20 protein-coding genes are annotated in these 17,902 nt (G+C 62.9%); 7 read left to right on the top strand and 13 right to left on the bottom strand.

Annotated features, from left to right (window positions below):
* Positions 1-57: 57 nt before the first annotated feature.
* Positions 58-435: a hypothetical protein gene (locus tag ACGYK4_RS08765; RefSeq protein ID WP_209218490.1), complete on the bottom strand. Its 378-nt coding sequence runs from the start codon at positions 433-435 to the stop codon at positions 58-60.
* Between the two features lie 154 nt (positions 436-589).
* Here ACGYK4_RS08765 and ACGYK4_RS08770 point away from each other — a divergent pair, with 154 nt between their 5' ends.
* The gene (locus ACGYK4_RS08770) at positions 590-1,240 is read left to right on the top strand and encodes a carbonic anhydrase (RefSeq protein WP_209218489.1); all 651 of its coding nucleotides are present in this window, start codon (positions 590-592) and stop codon (positions 1,238-1,240) included.
* 78 nt (positions 1,241-1,318) lie between these two features.
* On the opposite strand, the gene ACGYK4_RS08775 is transcribed toward ACGYK4_RS08770, so the two are convergent.
* The 3 genes from ACGYK4_RS08775 to ACGYK4_RS08785 form a co-directional block, all read right to left on the bottom strand.
* Positions 1,319-2,341 carry an aspartate-semialdehyde dehydrogenase gene (locus ACGYK4_RS08775; RefSeq protein WP_067266005.1) on the bottom strand — a complete coding sequence of 341 codons (1,023 nt, stop codon included), beginning with the start codon at positions 2,339-2,341 and terminating at the stop codon, positions 1,319-1,321.
* Between the two features lie 108 nt (positions 2,342-2,449).
* Complete coding sequence (locus ACGYK4_RS08780) at positions 2,450-3,124, bottom strand: transcriptional regulator (protein WP_394456139.1); 675 nt, start codon at positions 3,122-3,124, stop codon at positions 2,450-2,452.
* A gap of 1 nt (position 3,125) precedes the next feature.
* On the bottom strand, positions 3,126-3,419 hold the full coding sequence (locus ACGYK4_RS08785) for a hypothetical protein (protein ID WP_067265999.1): 294 nt from the start codon (positions 3,417-3,419) through the stop codon (positions 3,126-3,128).
* Between the two features lie 217 nt (positions 3,420-3,636).
* Between ACGYK4_RS08785 and ACGYK4_RS08790 the strand changes: the two genes are divergently transcribed.
* The 3 genes from ACGYK4_RS08790 to ACGYK4_RS08800 all read left to right on the top strand — a co-directional run bounded on the left by ACGYK4_RS08790 (position 3,637) and on the right by ACGYK4_RS08800 (position 6,161).
* On the top strand, positions 3,637-4,218 hold the full coding sequence (locus ACGYK4_RS08790; protein WP_394456050.1) for a hypothetical protein: 582 nt from the start codon (positions 3,637-3,639) through the stop codon (positions 4,216-4,218).
* 124 nt (positions 4,219-4,342) lie between these two features.
* The gene (locus tag ACGYK4_RS08795) at positions 4,343-4,972 is read left to right on the top strand and encodes a ribonuclease HII (protein ID WP_067265994.1); all 630 of its coding nucleotides are present in this window, start codon (positions 4,343-4,345) and stop codon (positions 4,970-4,972) included.
* Positions 4,973-5,060: 88 nt separating this feature from the next.
* Positions 5,061-6,161: a site-specific DNA-methyltransferase gene (locus ACGYK4_RS08800; RefSeq protein ID WP_394456052.1), complete on the top strand. Its 1,101-nt coding sequence runs from the start codon at positions 5,061-5,063 to the stop codon at positions 6,159-6,161.
* Between the two features lie 124 nt (positions 6,162-6,285).
* Here ACGYK4_RS08800 and ACGYK4_RS08805 read toward each other — a convergent pair whose 3' ends face one another.
* From ACGYK4_RS08805 to mutY, 3 genes are all read right to left on the bottom strand, one after another.
* On the bottom strand, positions 6,286-6,711 hold the full coding sequence (locus ACGYK4_RS08805) for a response regulator (protein WP_394401936.1): 426 nt from the start codon (positions 6,709-6,711) through the stop codon (positions 6,286-6,288).
* A gap of 68 nt (positions 6,712-6,779) precedes the next feature.
* Positions 6,780-7,928, bottom strand: coding sequence for an alkane 1-monooxygenase (locus ACGYK4_RS08810; RefSeq protein ID WP_394456054.1), 1,149 nt, complete (start codon positions 7,926-7,928; stop codon positions 6,780-6,782).
* 66 nt (positions 7,929-7,994) lie between these two features.
* Positions 7,995-9,059, bottom strand: a complete 1,065-nt coding sequence (gene mutY / locus ACGYK4_RS08815; protein WP_394456056.1) for an A/G-specific adenine glycosylase — start codon at positions 9,057-9,059, stop codon at positions 7,995-7,997.
* Between the two features lie 82 nt (positions 9,060-9,141).
* On the opposite strand from mutY, the gene ACGYK4_RS08820 reads away from it, so the two are divergent.
* From ACGYK4_RS08820 to ACGYK4_RS08830, 3 genes are read left to right on the top strand one after another with little or no spacing between them, the layout of a single operon-like run.
* Entirely contained in the window at positions 9,142-9,651 is a 510-nt protein-coding gene (locus ACGYK4_RS08820) for a DUF721 domain-containing protein (protein WP_271688827.1), read from the top strand.
* Between the two features lie 35 nt (positions 9,652-9,686).
* Complete coding sequence (locus tag ACGYK4_RS08825; RefSeq protein WP_394430751.1) at positions 9,687-10,373, top strand: DsbA family protein; 687 nt, start codon at positions 9,687-9,689, stop codon at positions 10,371-10,373.
* Positions 10,373-11,491 (top strand): CaiB/BaiF CoA transferase family protein, encoded by a 1,119-nt coding sequence (locus tag ACGYK4_RS08830; protein WP_394430753.1) that lies wholly within the window; start codon positions 10,373-10,375, stop codon positions 11,489-11,491. Before ACGYK4_RS08825 ends, ACGYK4_RS08830 begins: the two co-directional genes overlap by 1 nt.
* On the opposite strand, the gene lpxK is transcribed toward ACGYK4_RS08830, so the two are convergent.
* The 6 genes from lpxK to ACGYK4_RS08860 all read right to left on the bottom strand — a co-directional run bounded on the left by lpxK (position 11,488) and on the right by ACGYK4_RS08860 (position 17,775).
* The gene (lpxK, locus tag ACGYK4_RS08835) at positions 11,488-12,474 is read right to left on the bottom strand and encodes a tetraacyldisaccharide 4'-kinase (protein WP_394456058.1); all 987 of its coding nucleotides are present in this window, start codon (positions 12,472-12,474) and stop codon (positions 11,488-11,490) included. The two genes, ACGYK4_RS08830 and lpxK, sit on opposite strands and share 4 nt — an antisense overlap.
* Positions 12,461-13,705 (bottom strand): 3-deoxy-D-manno-octulosonic acid transferase, encoded by a 1,245-nt coding sequence (locus tag ACGYK4_RS08840; RefSeq protein WP_394430757.1) that lies wholly within the window; start codon positions 13,703-13,705, stop codon positions 12,461-12,463. Before ACGYK4_RS08840 ends, lpxK begins: the two co-directional genes overlap by 14 nt.
* A 6-nt stretch (positions 13,706-13,711) precedes the next feature.
* The gene (locus tag ACGYK4_RS08845) at positions 13,712-13,954 is read right to left on the bottom strand and encodes a DUF4170 domain-containing protein (RefSeq protein ID WP_067262181.1); all 243 of its coding nucleotides are present in this window, start codon (positions 13,952-13,954) and stop codon (positions 13,712-13,714) included.
* 63 nt (positions 13,955-14,017) lie between these two features.
* Positions 14,018-14,794, bottom strand: coding sequence for a 3'(2'),5'-bisphosphate nucleotidase CysQ (locus ACGYK4_RS08850; protein ID WP_394430905.1), 777 nt, complete (start codon positions 14,792-14,794; stop codon positions 14,018-14,020).
* Positions 14,787-16,133 (bottom strand): TldD/PmbA family protein, encoded by a 1,347-nt coding sequence (locus ACGYK4_RS08855; RefSeq protein WP_394456062.1) that lies wholly within the window; start codon positions 16,131-16,133, stop codon positions 14,787-14,789. Before ACGYK4_RS08855 ends, ACGYK4_RS08850 begins: the two co-directional genes overlap by 8 nt.
* Before the next feature lie 112 nt (positions 16,134-16,245).
* Positions 16,246-17,775: a DUF2125 domain-containing protein gene (locus tag ACGYK4_RS08860; protein WP_394456063.1), complete on the bottom strand. Its 1,530-nt coding sequence runs from the start codon at positions 17,773-17,775 to the stop codon at positions 16,246-16,248.
* Between the last annotated feature and the right edge of the window lie 127 nt (positions 17,776-17,902).

The raw sequence follows: 17,902 nt of genomic DNA on the forward strand, positions 1-17,902 counted from the left end.
CCTTTGCAAATCTGGATTTGCGCGCAGCCTACCTTTTCCATCGCCACCCGCAAGCGATCAGATCGTGATCTCTGGCAGGTCCCATATCGCGGTCAGCGACCGTTCGCCGCTGCGGATCAGGCGCGACAGCGTGGCCGCGGTGGCGATGTCATCCCCGGCGTCGATACAGACCATCACATCCGCCGCCACCCGGGCGACGAGCGCCATGCCGATTTGATCGGCGATGGCGATCAGGCGGTGCACGCTTTTGCGCAGCCCGGCGCGGTCTTGGCCCTCGTGCAGCCTTTTGCAATGGGACAGGCGCAGGGCCAATTCCTCCATCGCGCGGCAGAGAACATCTTCGGCCCCCACCTCACCCAGTTGTGTGTAGAGCAGCGCGAGCCGCTCTTGATCGACGCAGACCTGTTCGGTCGGGCGAATTTGCATAAGTTGCATTCCAGTCATCCTTCGATCGCCCCCACGGCCTAGGGGCAATATGGCGCATGAAGGTGTGCAAAGGGTTGCGATGATTGTGCCTTTTCTCTCGAATTCGTATGGCATTTGCGCTATCTGCGCTAAAACCGCATCACGCATTAGGGGACGTTTACACATGGACAAGGCCAAGGCTCTGCCGTCGTATCTGTTGCAACGCTATCAGGGGTGGAAGGCGACCGGCTATGCCGAGAACCAAACATGGTATCGCCGATTGGCCGCCGAGGGGCAGCGCCCGCGTGCGATGGTGATCTCCTGCTGCGACAGCCGCGTGCATGTGACCTCGATCTTCGGCGCGGATCAGGGTGAGTTCTTTATTCACCGCAACATCGCCAACCTTGTCCCGCCCTATGAGCCGGATGGCAAGCAGCACGGCACCTCGGCTGCGGTAGAATATGCCGTCAATGCGCTGAAGGTCGCGCATCTGATCGTGCTGGGCCATTCCAGTTGCGGCGGCGTGGCGGGCTGCATCGAAATGTGCAAAGGCAACGCGCCCGAGCTTGAGAACCAAGACAGTTTCGTGGGCCGCTGGATGGACCTGCTGCGCCCGAAATACGAGACGGTGGAAAAGGTCGAAGACCCGGCAGAGCAGCAGCTTTTGCTGGAGCGTCAGGCGGTGCTAACCTCGCTCGAAAACCTGATGACCTTCCCGTGGATCAAGGAAAAGGTCGAAGACGGCACGCTGAGCCTGCACGGCCTGTGGACCGACATCGGCGAGGGCAGCTTGGAATATTATGACGCCAAGGCGCAGAAATTCGAGCCGGTCTGACGCTTGCGCAGACAGATGGCAGAGACGAAAAAGGGGGCCGCTTGGCCCCCTTTCTTATTCCTAAGCTGGGGCTGAACCTCAGCCCTTTTTCAGCACTTCGCGGCCCAGCAACTCAGCGATCTGCACGGCGTTCAGGGCGGCACCCTTGCGCAGGTTGTCGCTGACGCACCACAGGTTGATGCCGTTGTCGATGGTGCTGTCCTGACGGATGCGGCTGATGAAGGTGGCGAAATCGCCGACGCATTCCACCGGTGTGACGTAGCCGCCGTCTTCGCGCTTGTCGATCACCATGATGCCCGGCGCTTCGCGCAGGATGTCGCGGGCTTCGGCCTCATCAAGGTGGTCTTCGAATTCGATGTTGATCGATTCCGCATGGCCCACGAAAACCGGCACGCGCACGCAGGTCGCGGTGACCTTGATCGACGGGTCGACGATCTTCTTGGTCTCAGCGACCATCTTCCATTCTTCCTTGGTCGAACCGTCTTCGAGGAAGACGTCGATATGCGGAATCACGTTAAAGGCGATCTGCTTGGGATAGACCTTGGCCTCGTAATTGTCGGTCGGGTTGTAGACCGATTTGGTCTGGTCCCAAAGCTCGTCGATGGCCTCTTTGCCCGAGCCGGAAACCGACTGGTAGGTGCTGACCACGACGCGCTTGATCTTGGCGCGGTCATGCAGCGGCTTCAGCGCCACGACCATCTGCGCGGTGGAGCAGTTGGGGTTGGCGATGATGTTCTTTTTGGAATAACCGTGCACGTCTTCGGGGTTCACTTCCGGCACGATCAGCGGGACTTCGTTGTCGTAGCGGTAGAGCGACGAGTTATCGATCACCACGCAGCCCGCTTTGGCAGCGGCAGGCGCGTATTTCTTGGTCGCTTCAGAGCCCACGGCGAAAAGCGCCATGTCCCAGCCAGTGAAATCGAAAGTGTCGAGGTCTTTGGTCTTAAGGGTCTTGTCCCCGAAGGTGATCTCGGTCCCGAGCGAACGGCGGCTGGCAAGGGCCACGATCTCGTCCACGGGGAACTGACGCTCCGCAAGGATGTTCAACATTTCACGGCCCACATTGCCTGTGGCACCGACGACGGCGACGCGATAACCCATTTGATTACTCCAGTCTGTCCAATTTAATTTGACGCCATTTAACGTGCCTGCGGGGCATTGGCTAGGGCCAGCCGCGTGAGGGCAGGGCAGGGCGGTGCTTTGCCGGGGTTACAGAACCTTGATGACGTCCTTGTTGATCGCCAGCATATAGCCGCGCCGGGCGATGTTCTTGACCAGCAATTCCGACACCAGCTGGTTGCCAAGCGTGTCGCGCAGGCGTTTGATCCGCGTGGCGCCTGCGGCCTCATCACAGTCGGCAGGGCTGCGGCCCGAGATCATGCCTTCGATCTCGGAGCCCGACAGCACGTCATCATCCATCCGCGCCTCGGCAAGGACCGACATCGTCTCCATCGCAGCAGCCGTCAGTTTGAAGCCGAGGTTGTTGAGATAGACGGTATTCTCTTCCCGGCTGATCAGCAGAGAGTTCACCTGAATGCCCGTCCGCTCAATCTGGGCCATGCGGCGGTTGAAGCCGATCAGCATGAACAGAAACACCATCGCCGCGACCAGCATGGCGCTGGCAAAGACCAAGAGCACCACGATCACGATGCGATAGCTGGCCAAAGTCTCGGAAAAGGCGGTGCCGGACTGGGCGAGGATTTCCAGCAGCTTGATCTCGGCTTGGGTGGTCAGATCGTCGTTTTCGATAAATATCCGCTCAACCCGGGCGTTAAAGACGTTCGCATCGGGCAGAGCCCAGAGCAGGACAACCGCCCCTACCAAAAGCACGGCGACCACGGCGGCGATGCCGCCGATCACGAAACGCCCGCCAAATCTGCGCATGTCAGAAGCGGAGGTAGAATGTTCCTGCACTGTCTTTCCTTTGATCCAAGCCTTCGTCACCGAAAACAGACAGCACATTCAACAATGTCCAGCCCTCCGCTGCAAGACGCGGCGTGAGTTCGGTTTCGGCGGAGGCTGGCTCACAGGCCCCGGAGATCTGCGCCACCCCATAGTGAAGGCGCAGCGGATTGTCTTGCTTGGCCTTGTAATCGGCAAAGCATCCGGCCGTTGCCGCAGCGGGCAGGGCCAGAATGACCGCCAGCGCGGTCAGCAAGGAGAGACATGGGTTTTTCATATGTTTTTAATGCGCTTTCGCCCGCTGATATTCAATAACCAAGGCGTTTTGAGCGTCTTGTTATTGGATAACGACCCCCTGTTATTGCCTGTCTTTGGCCCTCATCCCAATTTGGTGGCACCAACAGACACACGAACCGATACGCGGCCCCCGAGTTATGGCCGCAGAGGATCAAGGGCGCAGCGAAACGCGCCGATAACGAGAAGGGACCAGACCCATGTACCGCAAGTTCATTGCTACCATCGCCGCCCTGTCGGTTGCCATCACTGCCTTTGGCGCCCGCCCGGCTGCTGCCGATGAAAAAGAGGTGCTGCGCACGCTCGCCGCGATTGCGGGTGTCGCGATCGTGGGCAAGATGATCTACGACAACAACAAAGAGCGCAAAGAGCGCGAGACCGTGACCCGCCGCCGTGCCGCGCCGGTCTATGAGGCGCCCCGGTATTACCCGACGGTTTCCAAGCGGCCCCATCAGCGCCCCTATGTTGACCCGCGCCCCGCGCCGCGTCGCGGCGACTGGACCCGCCCTGAGCGCGACCGTACCACCTACCCTGAGCGCGAAGTGCGCCCCCTGCCGGACCGGGTGGACCGCAAGCTGCTGCCGCAGCAGTGCTTCCGCAGCTATGAGGGCGATGAGGGCAAGGTCATGATGTTTGGCGAGCCCTGCCTTGAAAAGAATTACTCCTATGCCGATCGCCTGCCCCGCTACTGCGCCAAACGCGTCAGTACCGCCGAGGGCGCGCGCTACGGCTATGACGCCCGCTGTCTGCGCGACTCGGGTTACAGCTTGGCGCGTCGGTAAATCCGGCGTGCCTTGACCGAGCGGCACGTCCCTGTCGCTCGGGTTTTGAAAGGGGGGGTGTTCGGGCGCCTCCCCTTTCTCTTTTTTGTTGCACCTTAGGGGCGCATGCGGTTTCACCAGCCCCATGATACCTGACTATGAACTCGAACGCGGGGCGATGACCCGCGGCTTTCGCACCATCGCCGGTGTGGACGAAGTGGGCCGTGGCCCGCTGGCCGGGCCGGTCACTGCCGCTGCCGTGGTCTTTGCCGAAGGGCAGATCCCCGAGGGGCTGAACGATTCCAAGAAACTGACCGCCCGCGCCCGTGAAAAGCTTTATGAAGAGATCATGTCGGTCGCCGTGGTCTGCGTGGCCCATGCCACGGTCGAAGAGATCGAGGAACACAACATCTTGCGTGCCAGCCATCTGGCCATGACCCGCGCCTTGGCCGGATTGGCCTGCAAAGCGGACTATGCGCTGATCGACGGCAATATGCTTCCGCGTGATTTGGCGCTGCCCGCGCAACCTGTGGTGAAGGGCGATGCGCGCTGTCTGTCGATCTCAGCGGCTTCTATCGTTGCGAAAACCGTGCGCGATAACCTCATGGTGGATTTGGCGCAACAGCATCCGGGTTACGGCTGGGAAACCAATATGGGCTATGGCTCGAAAAGCCACATCGCCGCCCTGCAGGATCTTGGTGTCACCCCACACCATAGACGTTTGTTCAAACCGGTACACAATATCTTGTATCAAGCCAATTTGTTAACCGATTGATTCAAAAAAGAAATTGACCACGATTCTCTGATGGCTCATTTTATCCACAACCAATGAGCGCTTAAGCGCCGGGTAATGAGGCAGAGATATGAAAACGATGACAAAGGGCGCTGCGGCGCTTCCCTTGAACACTATTGTTGCGGGCGATTGCATTGAGGCAATGAACGCCCTCCCAGCAGAATCGGTGGATCTGATCTTCGCGGATCCGCCCTACAACTTGCAGTTGCGAGGTGATTTGCATCGCCCCGACAACTCCAAGGTCGATGCAGTTGATGACGAATGGGACCAATTCGCCAGCTTCAAAGCCTATGACGAATTCACCCGCGCATGGCTTAAAGCCGCGCGGCGTCTGCTCAAGCCCGATGGCGCAATCTGGGTGATCGGCAGCTATCACAACATCTTCCGCGTCGGCGCGGCGCTTCAGGATCAGGGCTTTTGGATCCTCAACGATGTGGTCTGGCGCAAGTCGAACCCGATGCCGAACTTCCGTGGCAAGCGCTTTACCAATGCCCATGAGACGATGATCTGGGCCGGGAAGAGCGAGAACAGCAAATACACCTTCAACTATGAGGCGCTGAAGGCGCTGAACGAAGGCATCCAGATGCGCAGCGATTGGGTGCTGCCGATCTGCACCGGCCATGAGCGTCTGAAGGATGAGTCGGGCGAAAAGGCGCATCCGACGCAAAAACCCGAAAGCCTGCTGCACCGCATCCTTGTCGGTTCGACCAACCCCGGCGACGTGATCCTCGACCCGTTCTTCGGCACCGGCACCACCGGCGCCGTAGCCAAGATGCTGGGCCGCGATTTCATTGGGATCGAACGTGAGGAAGCCTATCGCAAGGTGGCTGAAAAGCGGATCTCGATGGTGCGCAAATTCGATAACGAAGCACTGCAAACCACCACCTCCAAACGCGCCGAGCCGCGTGTGCCTTTCGGCCAGTTGGTCGAGCGCGGCATGCTGCGCCCGGGCGAGAACCTCTATTCCATGAATGGCCGCCACAAGGCCAAGGTCCGCGCCGATGGCACCCTGATTGGCAGCGATGTCAAAGGGTCGATCCATCAGGTGGGCGCGGCCTATGAGAAAGCACCCAGCTGCAACGGTTGGACCTATTGGTGCTACAAGAAAGACGGCAAGAATGTCCCCATCGACATTCTGCGTCAGCAGATCAGAGCCGAGATGGCGAACTGATCCACCCCGGATAATCGAACACCGCCGGCACCCGTGGCCCCTCTGCGTGAGGGGCATGCACACGGGTGCCTACCTTGACCCCGCCCGATGGCGGGGTTTTTTTGAATCAGCCTGTAAGGCTGGCCTAATGCATCTGCCGGTTGCGGCCCTGAAGCGCGCGCAGCGCAGCGGCGAGGTAGCTGGCATCGAAATCGCATTTATTCACCACATAGAGCACCCCGGCAGAGGCGGCTTTCTCCCACATGACCGGAGAGGGCCAATCGCTGAGCATGATGACGGGGGTTTGGGCGTGGCGATGATCACAGGCCAGTTCCAGCGCGAAATTCGCGCCCAGCCCATCGGGCAAGTTGTTGTCGAGCAGGATCAGCGCCTTGTCCCCGGCGCTGAGCGCCCGGCGTGCCGCTTCGATGCTGGGGGCGAATTCGACCTGCATCCCGCCATAGGCGCGGGCCAGAACGCGGCGCAGCCTTTCTCGGTCAAACTCACTGTCTTCGACGATCAGACAGGTGCCATCATAGGCCGCCCGCGCGGGTGTTTGTTGGTGCTGCATCAATACCACTCCACTGGTAACAATCGCAGCTTTTCTGGCAGGCAAAGTTTAACTTTGCGTTGCCGTGTTCAAAGCCGGGGCAGGGGGGTGCTGGCCTTGTTGTAGGCTTTCCAGTCGGTGATCTCGGGGTAATACATCTCGCGCCATTTGCGCACCCGCGGGTTCATGACGCGCCGCCACAGCGGCGGCACCATGGCGGCCATGGTCATCACCGGGTAGCCATAGGGAAGCTGCGGCGCATCGCCCGTGCCGTAGGTCTGCAAGACCGGAAAACGCCGGTCGGGTTTGTAGTGGTGATCGGAATGGCGTTGCAGGTTGATCAGCAGCCAGTTGCTGGCCTTATGTGCCGCGTTCCACGAATGGCGTGGCTGGACATGTTCATATTTTCCGCCGCCCAGATGTTTGCGCGTCAGCCCGTAGTGTTCGATGTAATTGACCAGTTCCAATTGCCAGATCGCCACCCCGGCTTGAACAAGGAACAGGCCCAGCCCGCTCCAACCGCCCAAGATCAGCGCCAGCAGCAAAAAGGTGGCTTGCAGCGCCCAGTATTTGAAAAAAGGATTGCCCGGGTCGGTCCAAGGCAGCCCCTTGCGGGCCAGCATGTTCTTCTCCGCTTGAAAGGCCGAGGTCAGCGACTCGCGCAGCACGCGGGGGTAGAAGCGATGAAACCCTTCGTTGTAGCGCGCCGTCACCGTGTCGCGCGGGGTGCCGACATGGCGGTGGTGCACCAGCAAATGCTCTGACCGAAAATGCGAATAAAGCACCATGGCCAGCAGGATATCCGCCAACCGTCGCTCGGTCTTGTTGCGTTGGTGCATCAGCTCATGGCTGTAGTTGATCCCGATGGTGCCGGTGATGACGCCGACGCCGAAGAACAGAAAGATCCGCTCTGCCGTGCCCAGATGCCCGGCGCGTGTGGCGTAGTAGATCAGGCCAAAGACGGTCAGGAATTGCAGCGGAGTCCAGAGCAGGGTGACGAGGCGGTACCAATAAAGATCATCCTCCGTCGCCTCCAGATCGGCGTTGTCGAGGTTCAGCCCCAGCACCGCGTCGAGCATCGAAAACAGATACCATGTCACCAGCGGCAGCAGTGCGATGGTCCAGCCGCCCTGCGCCGCACAGAACCACGCCAGCGGAATCAGCAGCAGGGACATCCAGAAAGGCAGGGCGCGCGACAGACGGGCGAGGTCTTGGGCGGCGATGATGCGGTTGGCCATGGGGCACCTCATAGTTGCGCGCCAGATATACCGCAGTTTGCCCGAGGCTCAAAGCCTGACGCGGCGCTAGCGCGCGAGGTCGAAGGCTTTGCGCATGACGGTGGGCAGATCGCTGGGGCGGAACTGGTTCTGGCCGATGAATTCACCGTTTTGCGGCGCGGCATCGTGGCCGACCCGCGCGTGCTGTACTGTCAGCATCAGATGGAAATGGGTGAAGGTGTGGCGCACCTCACCCGGCAGGGCGTGCCAATCGGCGGCCAAGGGCGGCGTGCCGTCGGGGCGCGGCTCGGATGTGTCGACCCAGTCGGAGCCGGGCCAGCCGAGCATGCCGCCAAGCAGCCCCTTCTCGGGCCGCGTCTCCAACAGCCAAGCGCCATCCTCGCGCTCTGCCAGATAGACCGTGCCGTGCCTAATGGGTTTCGGTTTTTTCGGCGTCTTCTTGGGTAAAAACGTCGCCGTGCCTTCCGCTCGCGCGGCGCAGGGTTCGCGCCAAGGGCAGATGCCGCAGGCGGGGGATTTCGGGGTGCAGATCGTGGCGCCGAGATCCATCACCGCTTGGGCATAGTCGCCGGGCCGGGCCGCCGGAGTCAGGGCGGCGGCGCGGGCCATCAGCTCGGGCTTGGCGGCGGGCAGGGGCGTGTGGATGTCATAGACCCGCGCCATCACCCGCTCCACATTGCCGTCGAGCACCGCATGGGGCAGATCGAAGGCGATGGAGGCAATCGCCGCCGCCGTATAGGGCCCGATCCCCGGCAGTTTCAGCAGCGCGTCGTGATCCGCAGGGAAATTGCCACCATGCTCATCCACCACCACCCGCGCGCATTTCAGCAGGTTGCGGGCGCGGGCGTAATAGCCAAGCCCGGCCCATTCGGCCATCACATCGGCATCCTCGGCACCGGCGAGGGCGGCGACATCCGGCCAGCGGGCGGTGAACCGTGCGAAGTAATCCTTTACCGTGGCCACGGTGGTCTGCTGCAACATGACCTCGCTCAGCCAGATACGGTAGGGGTCGGGCATGACCCCGGCGATCCGGTCCTGCGGCGGTACCCGCCATGGCAGGGCGCGGGCATGGGTGTCGTACCACTCAAGCAGGATCGGCGGCAGCTCGCTGACGCGGGTTTTCTCACGCAATGTTTAGGCCTTTCGACGGGGCAGGGGCTGGTGACGCTGGGGCAAATGGTTATGTATGTCAGCACATTCGGGAAACAAAGCCATGCCGCCACGTCGTACGACTACAAAAGGGTTCAAACGCACCAACAGCCTGCTCTCGCAACAGATCCGCAAGGCGAGCGAGACGCGCGGCTTTGCGCAATCGCGTCTGCTGACCCATTGGGCCGAGATCGCGGGCGAGGCAACCGCCGCCATCTCGCGCCCTGTCGAGGTCAGCTATGGCCGCAAGGAGGGCATCGGTGCCACCCTGACCCTGCTGACCACCGGGGCCAATGCGCCCATGCTGGAAATGCAGAAAGAGCAACTGCGCGCGCGGGTCAACGCGGTCTACGGCTACAACGCCATCGCGCGGGTGCGGATCACCCAGACGGCGGCGACCGGATTTGCCGAGGGGCGCGTCGCTTTCGATCACAAGCCCAAGGGCGAGAAGCCCCGCCCCAACCCCGCGTTGCAACAAAAAGCAGCCGAAGCCGCCAAGCCGGTGGCCGATGAGGGGCTGCGCGAGGCCCTTGCACGTCTGGGCGAGAACATATTGAACAAGAACCAAAGCTGACGATCTGATAGCTGGTCAAACGGAAGGAACATCCTATGAATCGCAGAAACGTAATCCTTGGCGGTCTTGCCACCCTTGGCGTCGGCGGCTGGTTCGCTGCCAGCAGCTTTGGCTCGGCCCCCCTCGGCAGCACTGCGCTGACCCCCTTCGTCGGCGCTGCGAATGCGCAAACGACCGAGGGCGAAGTCGACACCTCCGGCATCACCGAGATGGTCTTGGGTGATGAGAACGCGCCGGTGACGGTTGTCGAATACGCCTCTTTCACCTGCCCGCATTGCGCGACCTTCCACAACGACACCTTCAAAAAGCTGAAGGCCGATTACATCGACAGCGGCAAGGTCAAGTTCATCTACCGCGAAGTCTATTTCGACCGCTACGGTCTCTGGGCCTCCATGGTGGCGCGCTGCGGCGGTCAGGAGAAGTTCTTTGGCATCGCTGACCTGATCTACAAATCGCAAAGCGAATGGACCCGCGCGGGCGAACCTGCCGCCATCGTCGATGAGCTGCGCAAGATTGGCCGTCTGGCCGGCCTTGATAACGAGACGCTGGATGAATGCCTGAAAGACGGTGAAAAAGCCGAGGCGCTGGTGGCATGGTACACCGAGAACGCCAAAGAGGATGACATCTCGAGCACGCCGAGCTTTGTCATCGACGGCAAGAAACACGCCAACATGTCCTATGCCGACATGAAGGAAATCCTCGACGAAGCGCTGGCTGGCTAATGACCGCACCGCTTGCAGGACTGAAAGTCGTCGAATTGGCGCGTGTTCTGGCTGGCCCTTGGGCCGGTCAGACACTGTCGGACCTCGGATGCGAGGTGATCAAAGTGGAAAGCCCGGCGGGGGATGACACCCGCCAATGGGGGCCACCCTTCGTCACCCGGGACGAGGATGTCACCGCTTCCTATTTCCACTCAACCAACCGGGGCAAAGCCTCGGTCACCGTGGATTTTCGCACTGAGGAAGGTCAGGCGCAGGTCAAAGAGCTTTTGGCCGATGCGGATATCCTGATCGAGAATTTCAAGACCGGGGGATTGGCGAAATACGGGTTGGACTATGCCAGCCTGTCTGCCCAGTTCCCGAAACTGATCTATTGTTCGATCACGGGTTTCGGCCACACGGGGCCGTATGCCCATCGCGCGGGTTATGATTTCATCATTCAAGGCATGTCCGGCCTGATGTCGATCACCGGGGAGCCGGACGGCCAGCCGCAGAAGTCCGGCATGGCGATCACCGATATCTTTACCGGGGTCTATGCCAGCACCGCGATTCTGGCCGCCGTGCACCAGCGTAACCAAACCGGCGTCGGCCAGCATATCGATATGGCGCTTTTGGATTGCGCCGTGGCGATCACCGGCAATCAGGCGATGAACTATCTTACCACCGGCAAGGCACCGACACGGATGGGCAACGCGCATCCCAACCTGACGCCTTATGAGGTGTTTGAGTGTTCAGATGGTCATCTCATCATCGCCACCGGCAATGACGGGCAGTACCAGCGCCTGTGTCAGTTGCTGGGGCTGGATGACATGGCCACCGCACCGGAGTACCTCAAGAACGCCGACCGGGTCGCCAACCGGCCCGAGATGATCCGCCGCCTGACCGGGGCGACCCGTCTGCGCAGCCGTGACGACCTTTTGGCCGCCTGCGAAGCGCATGGCGTGCCTGCCGGTCCGATTAATGACATGGCCGATGTCATGGCCGATCCGCAGGTCGTGGCGCGGGGCATGCAGATCGAACTCGACGGTGTGCCGGGGCTGCGCTCGCCCTTCACCTTTTCGGGGGCCGAGCTTTCGCTGCACCGGCCCGCGCCGAAACTGGGCGAAGACAACAAGGCCTAAGGCGGTGGCAGCCTGTCCAGCGCTGCGTGCAGCGCGTTGCCTTCGGGCAGGGCCAGGCGCACCGGCAGGGTCAGCACCTTGGCGCGGAACTCTATCGGCAGGCGCACTGCGTCTTTCTCGGTGGTGACAAGCTGTGCGCCGCGCATCGCGGCCTCGGCCTCCAGCCGCAACATCAGCCGCGCGGTGAGCGGCTGGTGATCCTCCAGTGCCTCGGCGTGGAGGATCGTCGCCCCCAGCCCGCGCAGCGTGGCGAAAAACTTCTCTGGATGGCCGATGCCTGCGAAGGCGAGGACTTGGGAGTCAGACCAATCCATCCCGGTTTGCAGTGGGGCGAGTTCGGCGCGTGCATGGGGCAGGTCCGTCTTGGGCAGCCGTTTCGCAAAGCGCGCCTGCGCCGCCTCATCCCCGATAGAGAGCAAGAGATCGGCCCGCGCCAGCCCCGCCGCGACAGGCTCACGCAACGGCCCGGCGGGCAGGCAGAGGCCGTTGCCGAACCCTTTGACCGCATCTACCACGACGATGCTCAGGTCCTGCACCAGCGCGGGGTTCTGAAAACCGTCATCCAGCACCACCACCGTTGCCCCCGCCGCCTCGGCGGCCTGCGCCCCCGCCGCGCGGTCACGGGCGACCCAGACCTCTGCAAAGGCGGCCAACAGCAGCGGCTCGTCCCCGACCTCCTCTGCGCCGTGCTGTGTGGGATCGACCCGCACCGGCCCCTCCAGCGTGCCGCCATAGCCGCGTGAGACGACATGCGGGCGGTGGCCGCGCTCCAGCAGATATTGCAGCACCGCTATCACCGTGGGCGTCTTGCCGGTGCCGCCCGCGTTGATATTGCCGACGCAGATCACCGGCACCCCCAGTCGTAGCGGCGTGCCGCCCGCCAGTCGCCGCGCGGTCGCCGTAGCATAAAGCGCGCCCAGCGGTTGCAACAGCCGCGCGCGCCAGTCGGGGCGGGGCAGGTGCCAGAAATCAGGCGCGCGCATCGGATGCTCCCGCTTGTTCGTCGAGCCGGTCTTGCACCATTTCAATCACCCTATCGGCCAGTTCGGCCCCTTCGCTGATCACGTCCCAGCCCGCATGGGCCATCGTGGCCGCCTGATCCGGCGCGATCAACCGCGACACCGCATTGCCGAGCGCGCCCGCGTCATTCACGATCCGCGCCGCCCCCGCCGTGGCGAGCCGCCCGTAGGAGGGTAGGAAGTTGCGCACCTTGGGGCCGTATAGGACCGCCGAGCCAAGCGCCGCGGCCTCAAACGGGTCGCAGCCGCCGTGGCCCGAGACCAGCGAAGACCCGAGGAAAGACACCGGCGCCACCCGAAAGAACAACCCCCGGTCGCCGGGATCGTCCGCCACCATGACCTGCGTCGTCTCGTCGGGGTAGGGGTCATCGCCCCACCGCATCGTGGTGAACCCCCGCGCGCGGGCGCGCTCATAGGCGATATCGGCGGTCGGGTAATCATGGGTGTGCAGGATAAGGAGCAAGCGGTGCGACAGGCGCAGCGCTTGGCGATGGGCGGTGAGCACGACAGGTATCTCTTCGGCCAGCACTTGGGTGGCATACCAAACCGGACGCCCGACCAGACAGGCCGACATATCCGCCAAATCCGATTCCGCACAGCGCAGCGCCTGACCACCCGCCAGCAGCGGCGAGGTCACCTGCCCCTTGCTGCGCGGCAGGCCCAGTTGCACGAGACGGCGCAGCACGGCGGGGGAACGGGCCAGCACCTGATCGAAAGCCGCCAGCAACTGCCGCGTCACATCGGGCAGCCAGCGGTCGCGGCGGCCATCGAAACCGGCGCTGTCGGCGTCGATCATCATCATCGGGCAGTCGCGCGCTGCGGTCTCCAACACGAGGTTGGGCCTCAGCCCGCCCCATGTCCACAGGCAGAAATCGGGCCGCCAATGGTCAAGGAACCGCGCCACGTTGTCGGGGTGTTCGCTGGGGGCGGGGAGGATGAACAGATCGCGCGTATCGCTCGTTGCCAGGTCTTGGGCCGCCGCGCTTTCCGAGAGGGTGACCAGCACCGCGACCCGGTCGCGCATCGCCATGAACCGTTTGGCAAGGTCGAGCACGGCCAAAACATTGCCCGCTTCGGCGGCATGCATCCAGACCAGCTCACCTTCGGGGCGCGGTATATAGGGCGGCGCGTCTTCGGCCCCGCCCCGGCGCACGAGGGCGCGATAGGCTGCAAGCCCCAGCGACCGCGCCGCCATGGTGGTTTATTCCAGCTCTTCGGTGGGCGAGGCCGATGTCTCTTCGTCGCGCAGGCGGTGCAGATGGGCGATGTAATAGCGCATATGCGCGTTATCGACGGTACGATGCGCTTCGGATTTCCATGCGTCATAGGCGCTGGCATAATTGGGGAAGATCCCGACGATATGGATGTCGTCGACATTCTTGAACGCGTTCTTGGTGGGATCGACAAGTTCGCCACCGAAAACAAGGTGCAGGCGTTGGGTCATGGAGCTGTCCTTTGATCTGTCAAAGCTGCGGTGCTGCGCATAGTGCCTAGCAGATGAGGCCGGTCACGCAAGGGCGTCGATCAGCGCGCGCTGCACCGAAGGGCCACCCGCCACGATGCCATCGACACGCGGGTCGCGGTTGTTGAACCTCAGCGCCCCGCCCGTCGCGGTGGTGCAGGTACCGCCCGCCTCGGCCACGATCAACGTGCCTGCGGCGATGTCCCATTCCCATGTGCGGCGCAGGGTGATCATCGCGTCGAAAGAGGCATCGGCCACCAGCGCCATACGGTAGGCGAGCGAGGGGCGGTAGCTGCGTTTGAACACCGGTGCCGCGCCGCCGTGCCAGCGTTCGGCCACCAGCGCGGGCCGCGCGGCAAGCACTGTCGCCTCGGCCAGATCCCTGACCTCGGAGGTGCGGATCGGCGCGCCGTTCAACGTGGCGCCACCGCCCCGGCGCGCGGCATAGAGCATGTCGCGCATTGGCAGATAGACCACTGCCGCCGTCACCGCGCCGCCCTCGGCCACCGCCAGCGAATGGGCCCAAGTGTCGGACCCCTCGACAAAGCTGCGGGTGCCGTCGATCGGGTCGATGATGAACACCCGCTCATGCCTCAGCCGGTCGGTATTGTCCTCCGTCTCCTCAGACAGCCAGCCATAGTCGGGCCGCGCGCCGCGCAACTCCGACAGCAGCAGATCGTTCACTGCCAGATCGGCTTCGGTCACCGGGCCTGCGTTATCGGGCTTGTCCCAGCGTTTCGCCGTGGCCCCGACAAAGCCGCGCGCCACGGCACCCGCCTTGCGGGCGGCGTCGATCAGGAGGGTGAGATCGTCCTCAGGCACCGGCAAGGGTCATTCCCGGCACCAGCAGCGAAGGCACGACGCGGCTAAGATGCATGCGCGCGTCATTGGCGGGGATCATCGCCCGCAGCATGTCGCGCAGATTGCCCGCGATGGTGCATTCGTTGATCGCATGGGTGATCTCACCATTCTCAACCCAGAGGCCAGAGGCGCCGCGCGAATAGTCGCCCGTGTTGGGGTTGATCGTGCTGCCGATCATGGAGGTCACCAAAAGCCCGGTACCCATCTCGGCGATCAGATCGTCGCGGCTGGCCTCGCCTTGGGTCAGCGCAATATTCCAGTTCGACGGCTGCGGGCCAGAGCCGGGGCCGCGCGCGGCGTTGCCGGTGGGGCTGAGTTCCAGCTTGCGGGCGGTGGCGAGGTCGAGTGTCCAATCTTGCAAGATGCCCTTTTCGACGATGGCCCGCCGCTGGGTCGGCAGCCCTTCGGCGTCAAAGGGGCGCGAGCCGGTGGCGCGGATGCGGGTCGGGTCTTCGATCAGGGACAGGGCTTCGGGCAGCACCTGTTCGCCCTTGGCATCGCGCAGGAAAGACGCGCCGCGCGCAATCGCCTGACCGTTGATCGCCCCCAAGAGATGCCCGATCAGCGAGGCGGCGATGCGTTCGTCAAACAGCACCGGGTAGCTGCCGGTGGGGGGCTTGCGGGCATCGAGCCGCGCCAGCGCGCGTTCGCCCGCGCGTGTGCCGATCTCCTGCGCGTCGCGCAGATCGGCCTGAAAGATGCGGCTGTCGCCGTCGTAGTCCCGCTCCATCCCGGTGCCGCTGCCTGCGATGGCGACACAGGACAGCCCGCGTTCGCTGCGGGCATAGCCGCCCTCGAACCCGTTTGTCGCGGCGAGGTAAATCTCTTGCGCGCCATAGCCTGCGCCTGCCGATTGCACTTGGCTGACCCCTTTGACGGCCAGCGCGGCGGCTTCGGCGCGGGCGGCGTCCTCTTGCAGGGCTTCGGGGGAGGGTTCGGGCGTGGGGTCGCAAAGCTCCAGCCCTTCGGCATCGCGGCGAGGTGAGAGTTGATCGGGATCGGCCAGCCCGGAATAGGGGTCTTCGGGCGCTTCTCGGGCCATGGCGACGGCGCGTTCGGCCATCTCTTCGATCGTGCGCGATGACGTGTCGGAGGCCGAGACATTGGCCGAACGTTGGCCGACGAAGACCCGCAGCCCGATGTCCGTCCCTTCGGAGCGTTCGGCCTGTTCCAGCGCCCCGCCGCGCACTTCAATCGAGACAGAGCTTGCCGTGATCGCCATGGCATCGGCCGCATCCGCCCCGGCCTTGGTGGCCGCGTGAAGGAGGGACTTGGTCAATGCATCAAGGGCGTCTGGCATGGTCTGGCTCCTTTTGGGGTTGGAAAAGGGGTAATCCCCTGCCCCGCGGGGGGCAAGGGCTGGGCTCTATTTTCCCAGATAGGGCAGGCGCGGCGCAGGGCCGCGCCGCCGGTTATTTGATCTGCTGACCGTTGGCGAGGATGCCGCCCTCTTCGGTGAACTCAATTCTGGAGGTCAGGGAATCTTCGCCCTCGCCCGGTACGGTGAAGAGGCCCATCATCATCCGCGCGCCCATCGCCTGATCCTGCGGCACGAGGCCCATCGCCACCAATTTGTCGAGCAGGGCCACGCCGCCGACCAGCGACAGGTCCAGCGCGCCCACGGGTTTCGGCATGCCGGGCACGGTTTGCATATCGTCATTGTCAAAGGTGATCGCGCCCGAGGCGTCGAACTCGGCCCCGGCCACGTCCAGCGACACTTCGTTCACCTTCAGCGCGTGAATCTCGCCCGGGGCCTCATCGCCCATGGTGGCGGTGACTTCGGGGTCCATCAGTTCGAACAGCAGTTTGGCCTTGCCCGACAGGTCCACGACCAAGGTCGCCGGATCGCGGGGCAATTGGCCGGTGGGGTCGAAGATGCCCCAGATCATGTCCGACATCTCAAAACGGTCGAGTGTGACGCCAAAGGCGAAATCCTGCGGCTCTTCGGACTTCAACACCGGCATTTTGAGGTTAAAGGCGCTCTCTGCCATGCTGAACTGGATCGGGAAGGGCATGTCGGCGGCGGTCACGCTGACTTCGATGTCCTGCTGGCCGCCGTCATAAGAAAGCCCCTCAGGCCCCATGGCCACGCCGAGTTTTGCCCCGGTCGAGCTTGAGATCAGTTGAAACTCCCCATTCTCAGGGTCGGAAACCTGCATGTCGGTGCGGCCCGCGCCAGCGGTAAAGCTGCCGTCGAAGGCAAGGCCTTCGCGCATCATCGCGGCCACGTCGGCGCCTGCGTCGATCATCGGCAAGGTGCCGCTGCCGTCAAAGACCACCTGATCGACCCCGCCTGTGACGGCGACGCGGGCCGGGTCTTCGGGGGTTTTCATCACCACGTCATATTGCAGGCTGTCGATGCGGCCCGATTGGCCATAGCGGCGCGTCTCGGTCCCGGTCATCTCGGTCCGGCTGCTGACGCCGGTGCCGATCAGAGTGAACTTGGCTTCTTCCTCGGTATAGCTTTGCTCGCCCACTTTGAGCCCGGCCAGCGTGAGCGAAATGCTGTCGGCGGCATAGTCGTATTGCAGTGCCTCGGCGCTGCCGCTGGCGCGCATCACCGGCGCGGTCTGGGCGTAGTTCAATACCATCGACACCGGTTCATCCTCGGGCGTTTCGGGCGCGACGTTGATCGTCATCGGCATGACGGTGGGCATGCGGATATTGACCGCCCCGTCGCCTTCGGGCTCAAAGCTCAGCGTGCCGAGCGACATGGAGAAATCGCCGCCCTCTTCGGCCATGTCCATCGTCAGGGTCACATCGCTGACGGTCAGGTAATCGCCGTTGAAGGCTTCGCTCGCCTCGACCTCATAGCCCATGCTCTCCATATACTGGCGCCAATCGCCCCAGACGTCGGAAGGGGTCAGATCGGCCCAGAGGGGCGTCGAAGCCAGCGTGACCGGCAGGGCGAGGAACAGCGACGCGGTGGAAATGCGAGACATCGGAAAATCCTTTTCGGCAATGAGTTACGCATAGGGTCTGCCAATCCCCGCGCAGGGTCAAGCGATGCGAGGCTGGACCCGGGTTGATCGGCAGATTACCACAGCCCTCAAGCAATGTACAAAACAA

This window comes from Sulfitobacter sp. 1A13368 (assembly GCF_043557275.1).
Classification (GTDB): Bacteria; Pseudomonadota; Alphaproteobacteria; order Rhodobacterales; family Rhodobacteraceae; genus Sulfitobacter; species Sulfitobacter faviae.

Coding starts and splice junctions, on each gene's coding strand:
- ACGYK4_RS08765 (WP_209218490.1), bottom strand. CDS start 435: ATGCAACTTATGCAAATTCGCCCGACCGAACAGGTCTGCGTCGATCAA.
- ACGYK4_RS08770 (WP_209218489.1), top strand. CDS start 590: ATGGACAAGGCCAAGGCTCTGCCGTCGTATCTGTTGCAACGCTATCAG.
- ACGYK4_RS08775 (WP_067266005.1), bottom strand. CDS start 2,341: ATGGGTTATCGCGTCGCCGTCGTCGGTGCCACAGGCAATGTGGGCCGT.
- ACGYK4_RS08780 (WP_394456139.1), bottom strand. CDS start 3,124: ATGCGCAGATTTGGCGGGCGTTTCGTGATCGGCGGCATCGCCGCCGTG.
- ACGYK4_RS08785 (WP_067265999.1), bottom strand. CDS start 3,419: ATGAAAAACCCATGTCTCTCCTTGCTGACCGCGCTGGCGGTCATTCTG.
- ACGYK4_RS08790 (WP_394456050.1), top strand. CDS start 3,637: ATGTACCGCAAGTTCATTGCTACCATCGCCGCCCTGTCGGTTGCCATC.
- ACGYK4_RS08795 (WP_067265994.1), top strand. CDS start 4,343: ATGATACCTGACTATGAACTCGAACGCGGGGCGATGACCCGCGGCTTT.
- ACGYK4_RS08800 (WP_394456052.1), top strand. CDS start 5,061: ATGAAAACGATGACAAAGGGCGCTGCGGCGCTTCCCTTGAACACTATT.
- ACGYK4_RS08805 (WP_394401936.1), bottom strand. CDS start 6,711: ATGCAGCACCAACAAACACCCGCGCGGGCGGCCTATGATGGCACCTGT.
- ACGYK4_RS08810 (WP_394456054.1), bottom strand. CDS start 7,928: ATGGCCAACCGCATCATCGCCGCCCAAGACCTCGCCCGTCTGTCGCGC.
- ACGYK4_RS08820 (WP_271688827.1), top strand. CDS start 9,142: ATGCCGCCACGTCGTACGACTACAAAAGGGTTCAAACGCACCAACAGC.
- ACGYK4_RS08825 (WP_394430751.1), top strand. CDS start 9,687: ATGAATCGCAGAAACGTAATCCTTGGCGGTCTTGCCACCCTTGGCGTC.
- ACGYK4_RS08830 (WP_394430753.1), top strand. CDS start 10,373: ATGACCGCACCGCTTGCAGGACTGAAAGTCGTCGAATTGGCGCGTGTT.
- lpxK (WP_394456058.1), bottom strand. CDS start 12,474: ATGCGCGCGCCTGATTTCTGGCACCTGCCCCGCCCCGACTGGCGCGCG.
- ACGYK4_RS08840 (WP_394430757.1), bottom strand. CDS start 13,705: ATGGCGGCGCGGTCGCTGGGGCTTGCAGCCTATCGCGCCCTCGTGCGC.
- ACGYK4_RS08845 (WP_067262181.1), bottom strand. CDS start 13,954: ATGACCCAACGCCTGCACCTTGTTTTCGGTGGCGAACTTGTCGATCCC.
- ACGYK4_RS08855 (WP_394456062.1), bottom strand. CDS start 16,133: ATGCCAGACGCCCTTGATGCATTGACCAAGTCCCTCCTTCACGCGGCC.
- ACGYK4_RS08860 (WP_394456063.1), bottom strand. CDS start 17,775: ATGTCTCGCATTTCCACCGCGTCGCTGTTCCTCGCCCTGCCGGTCACG.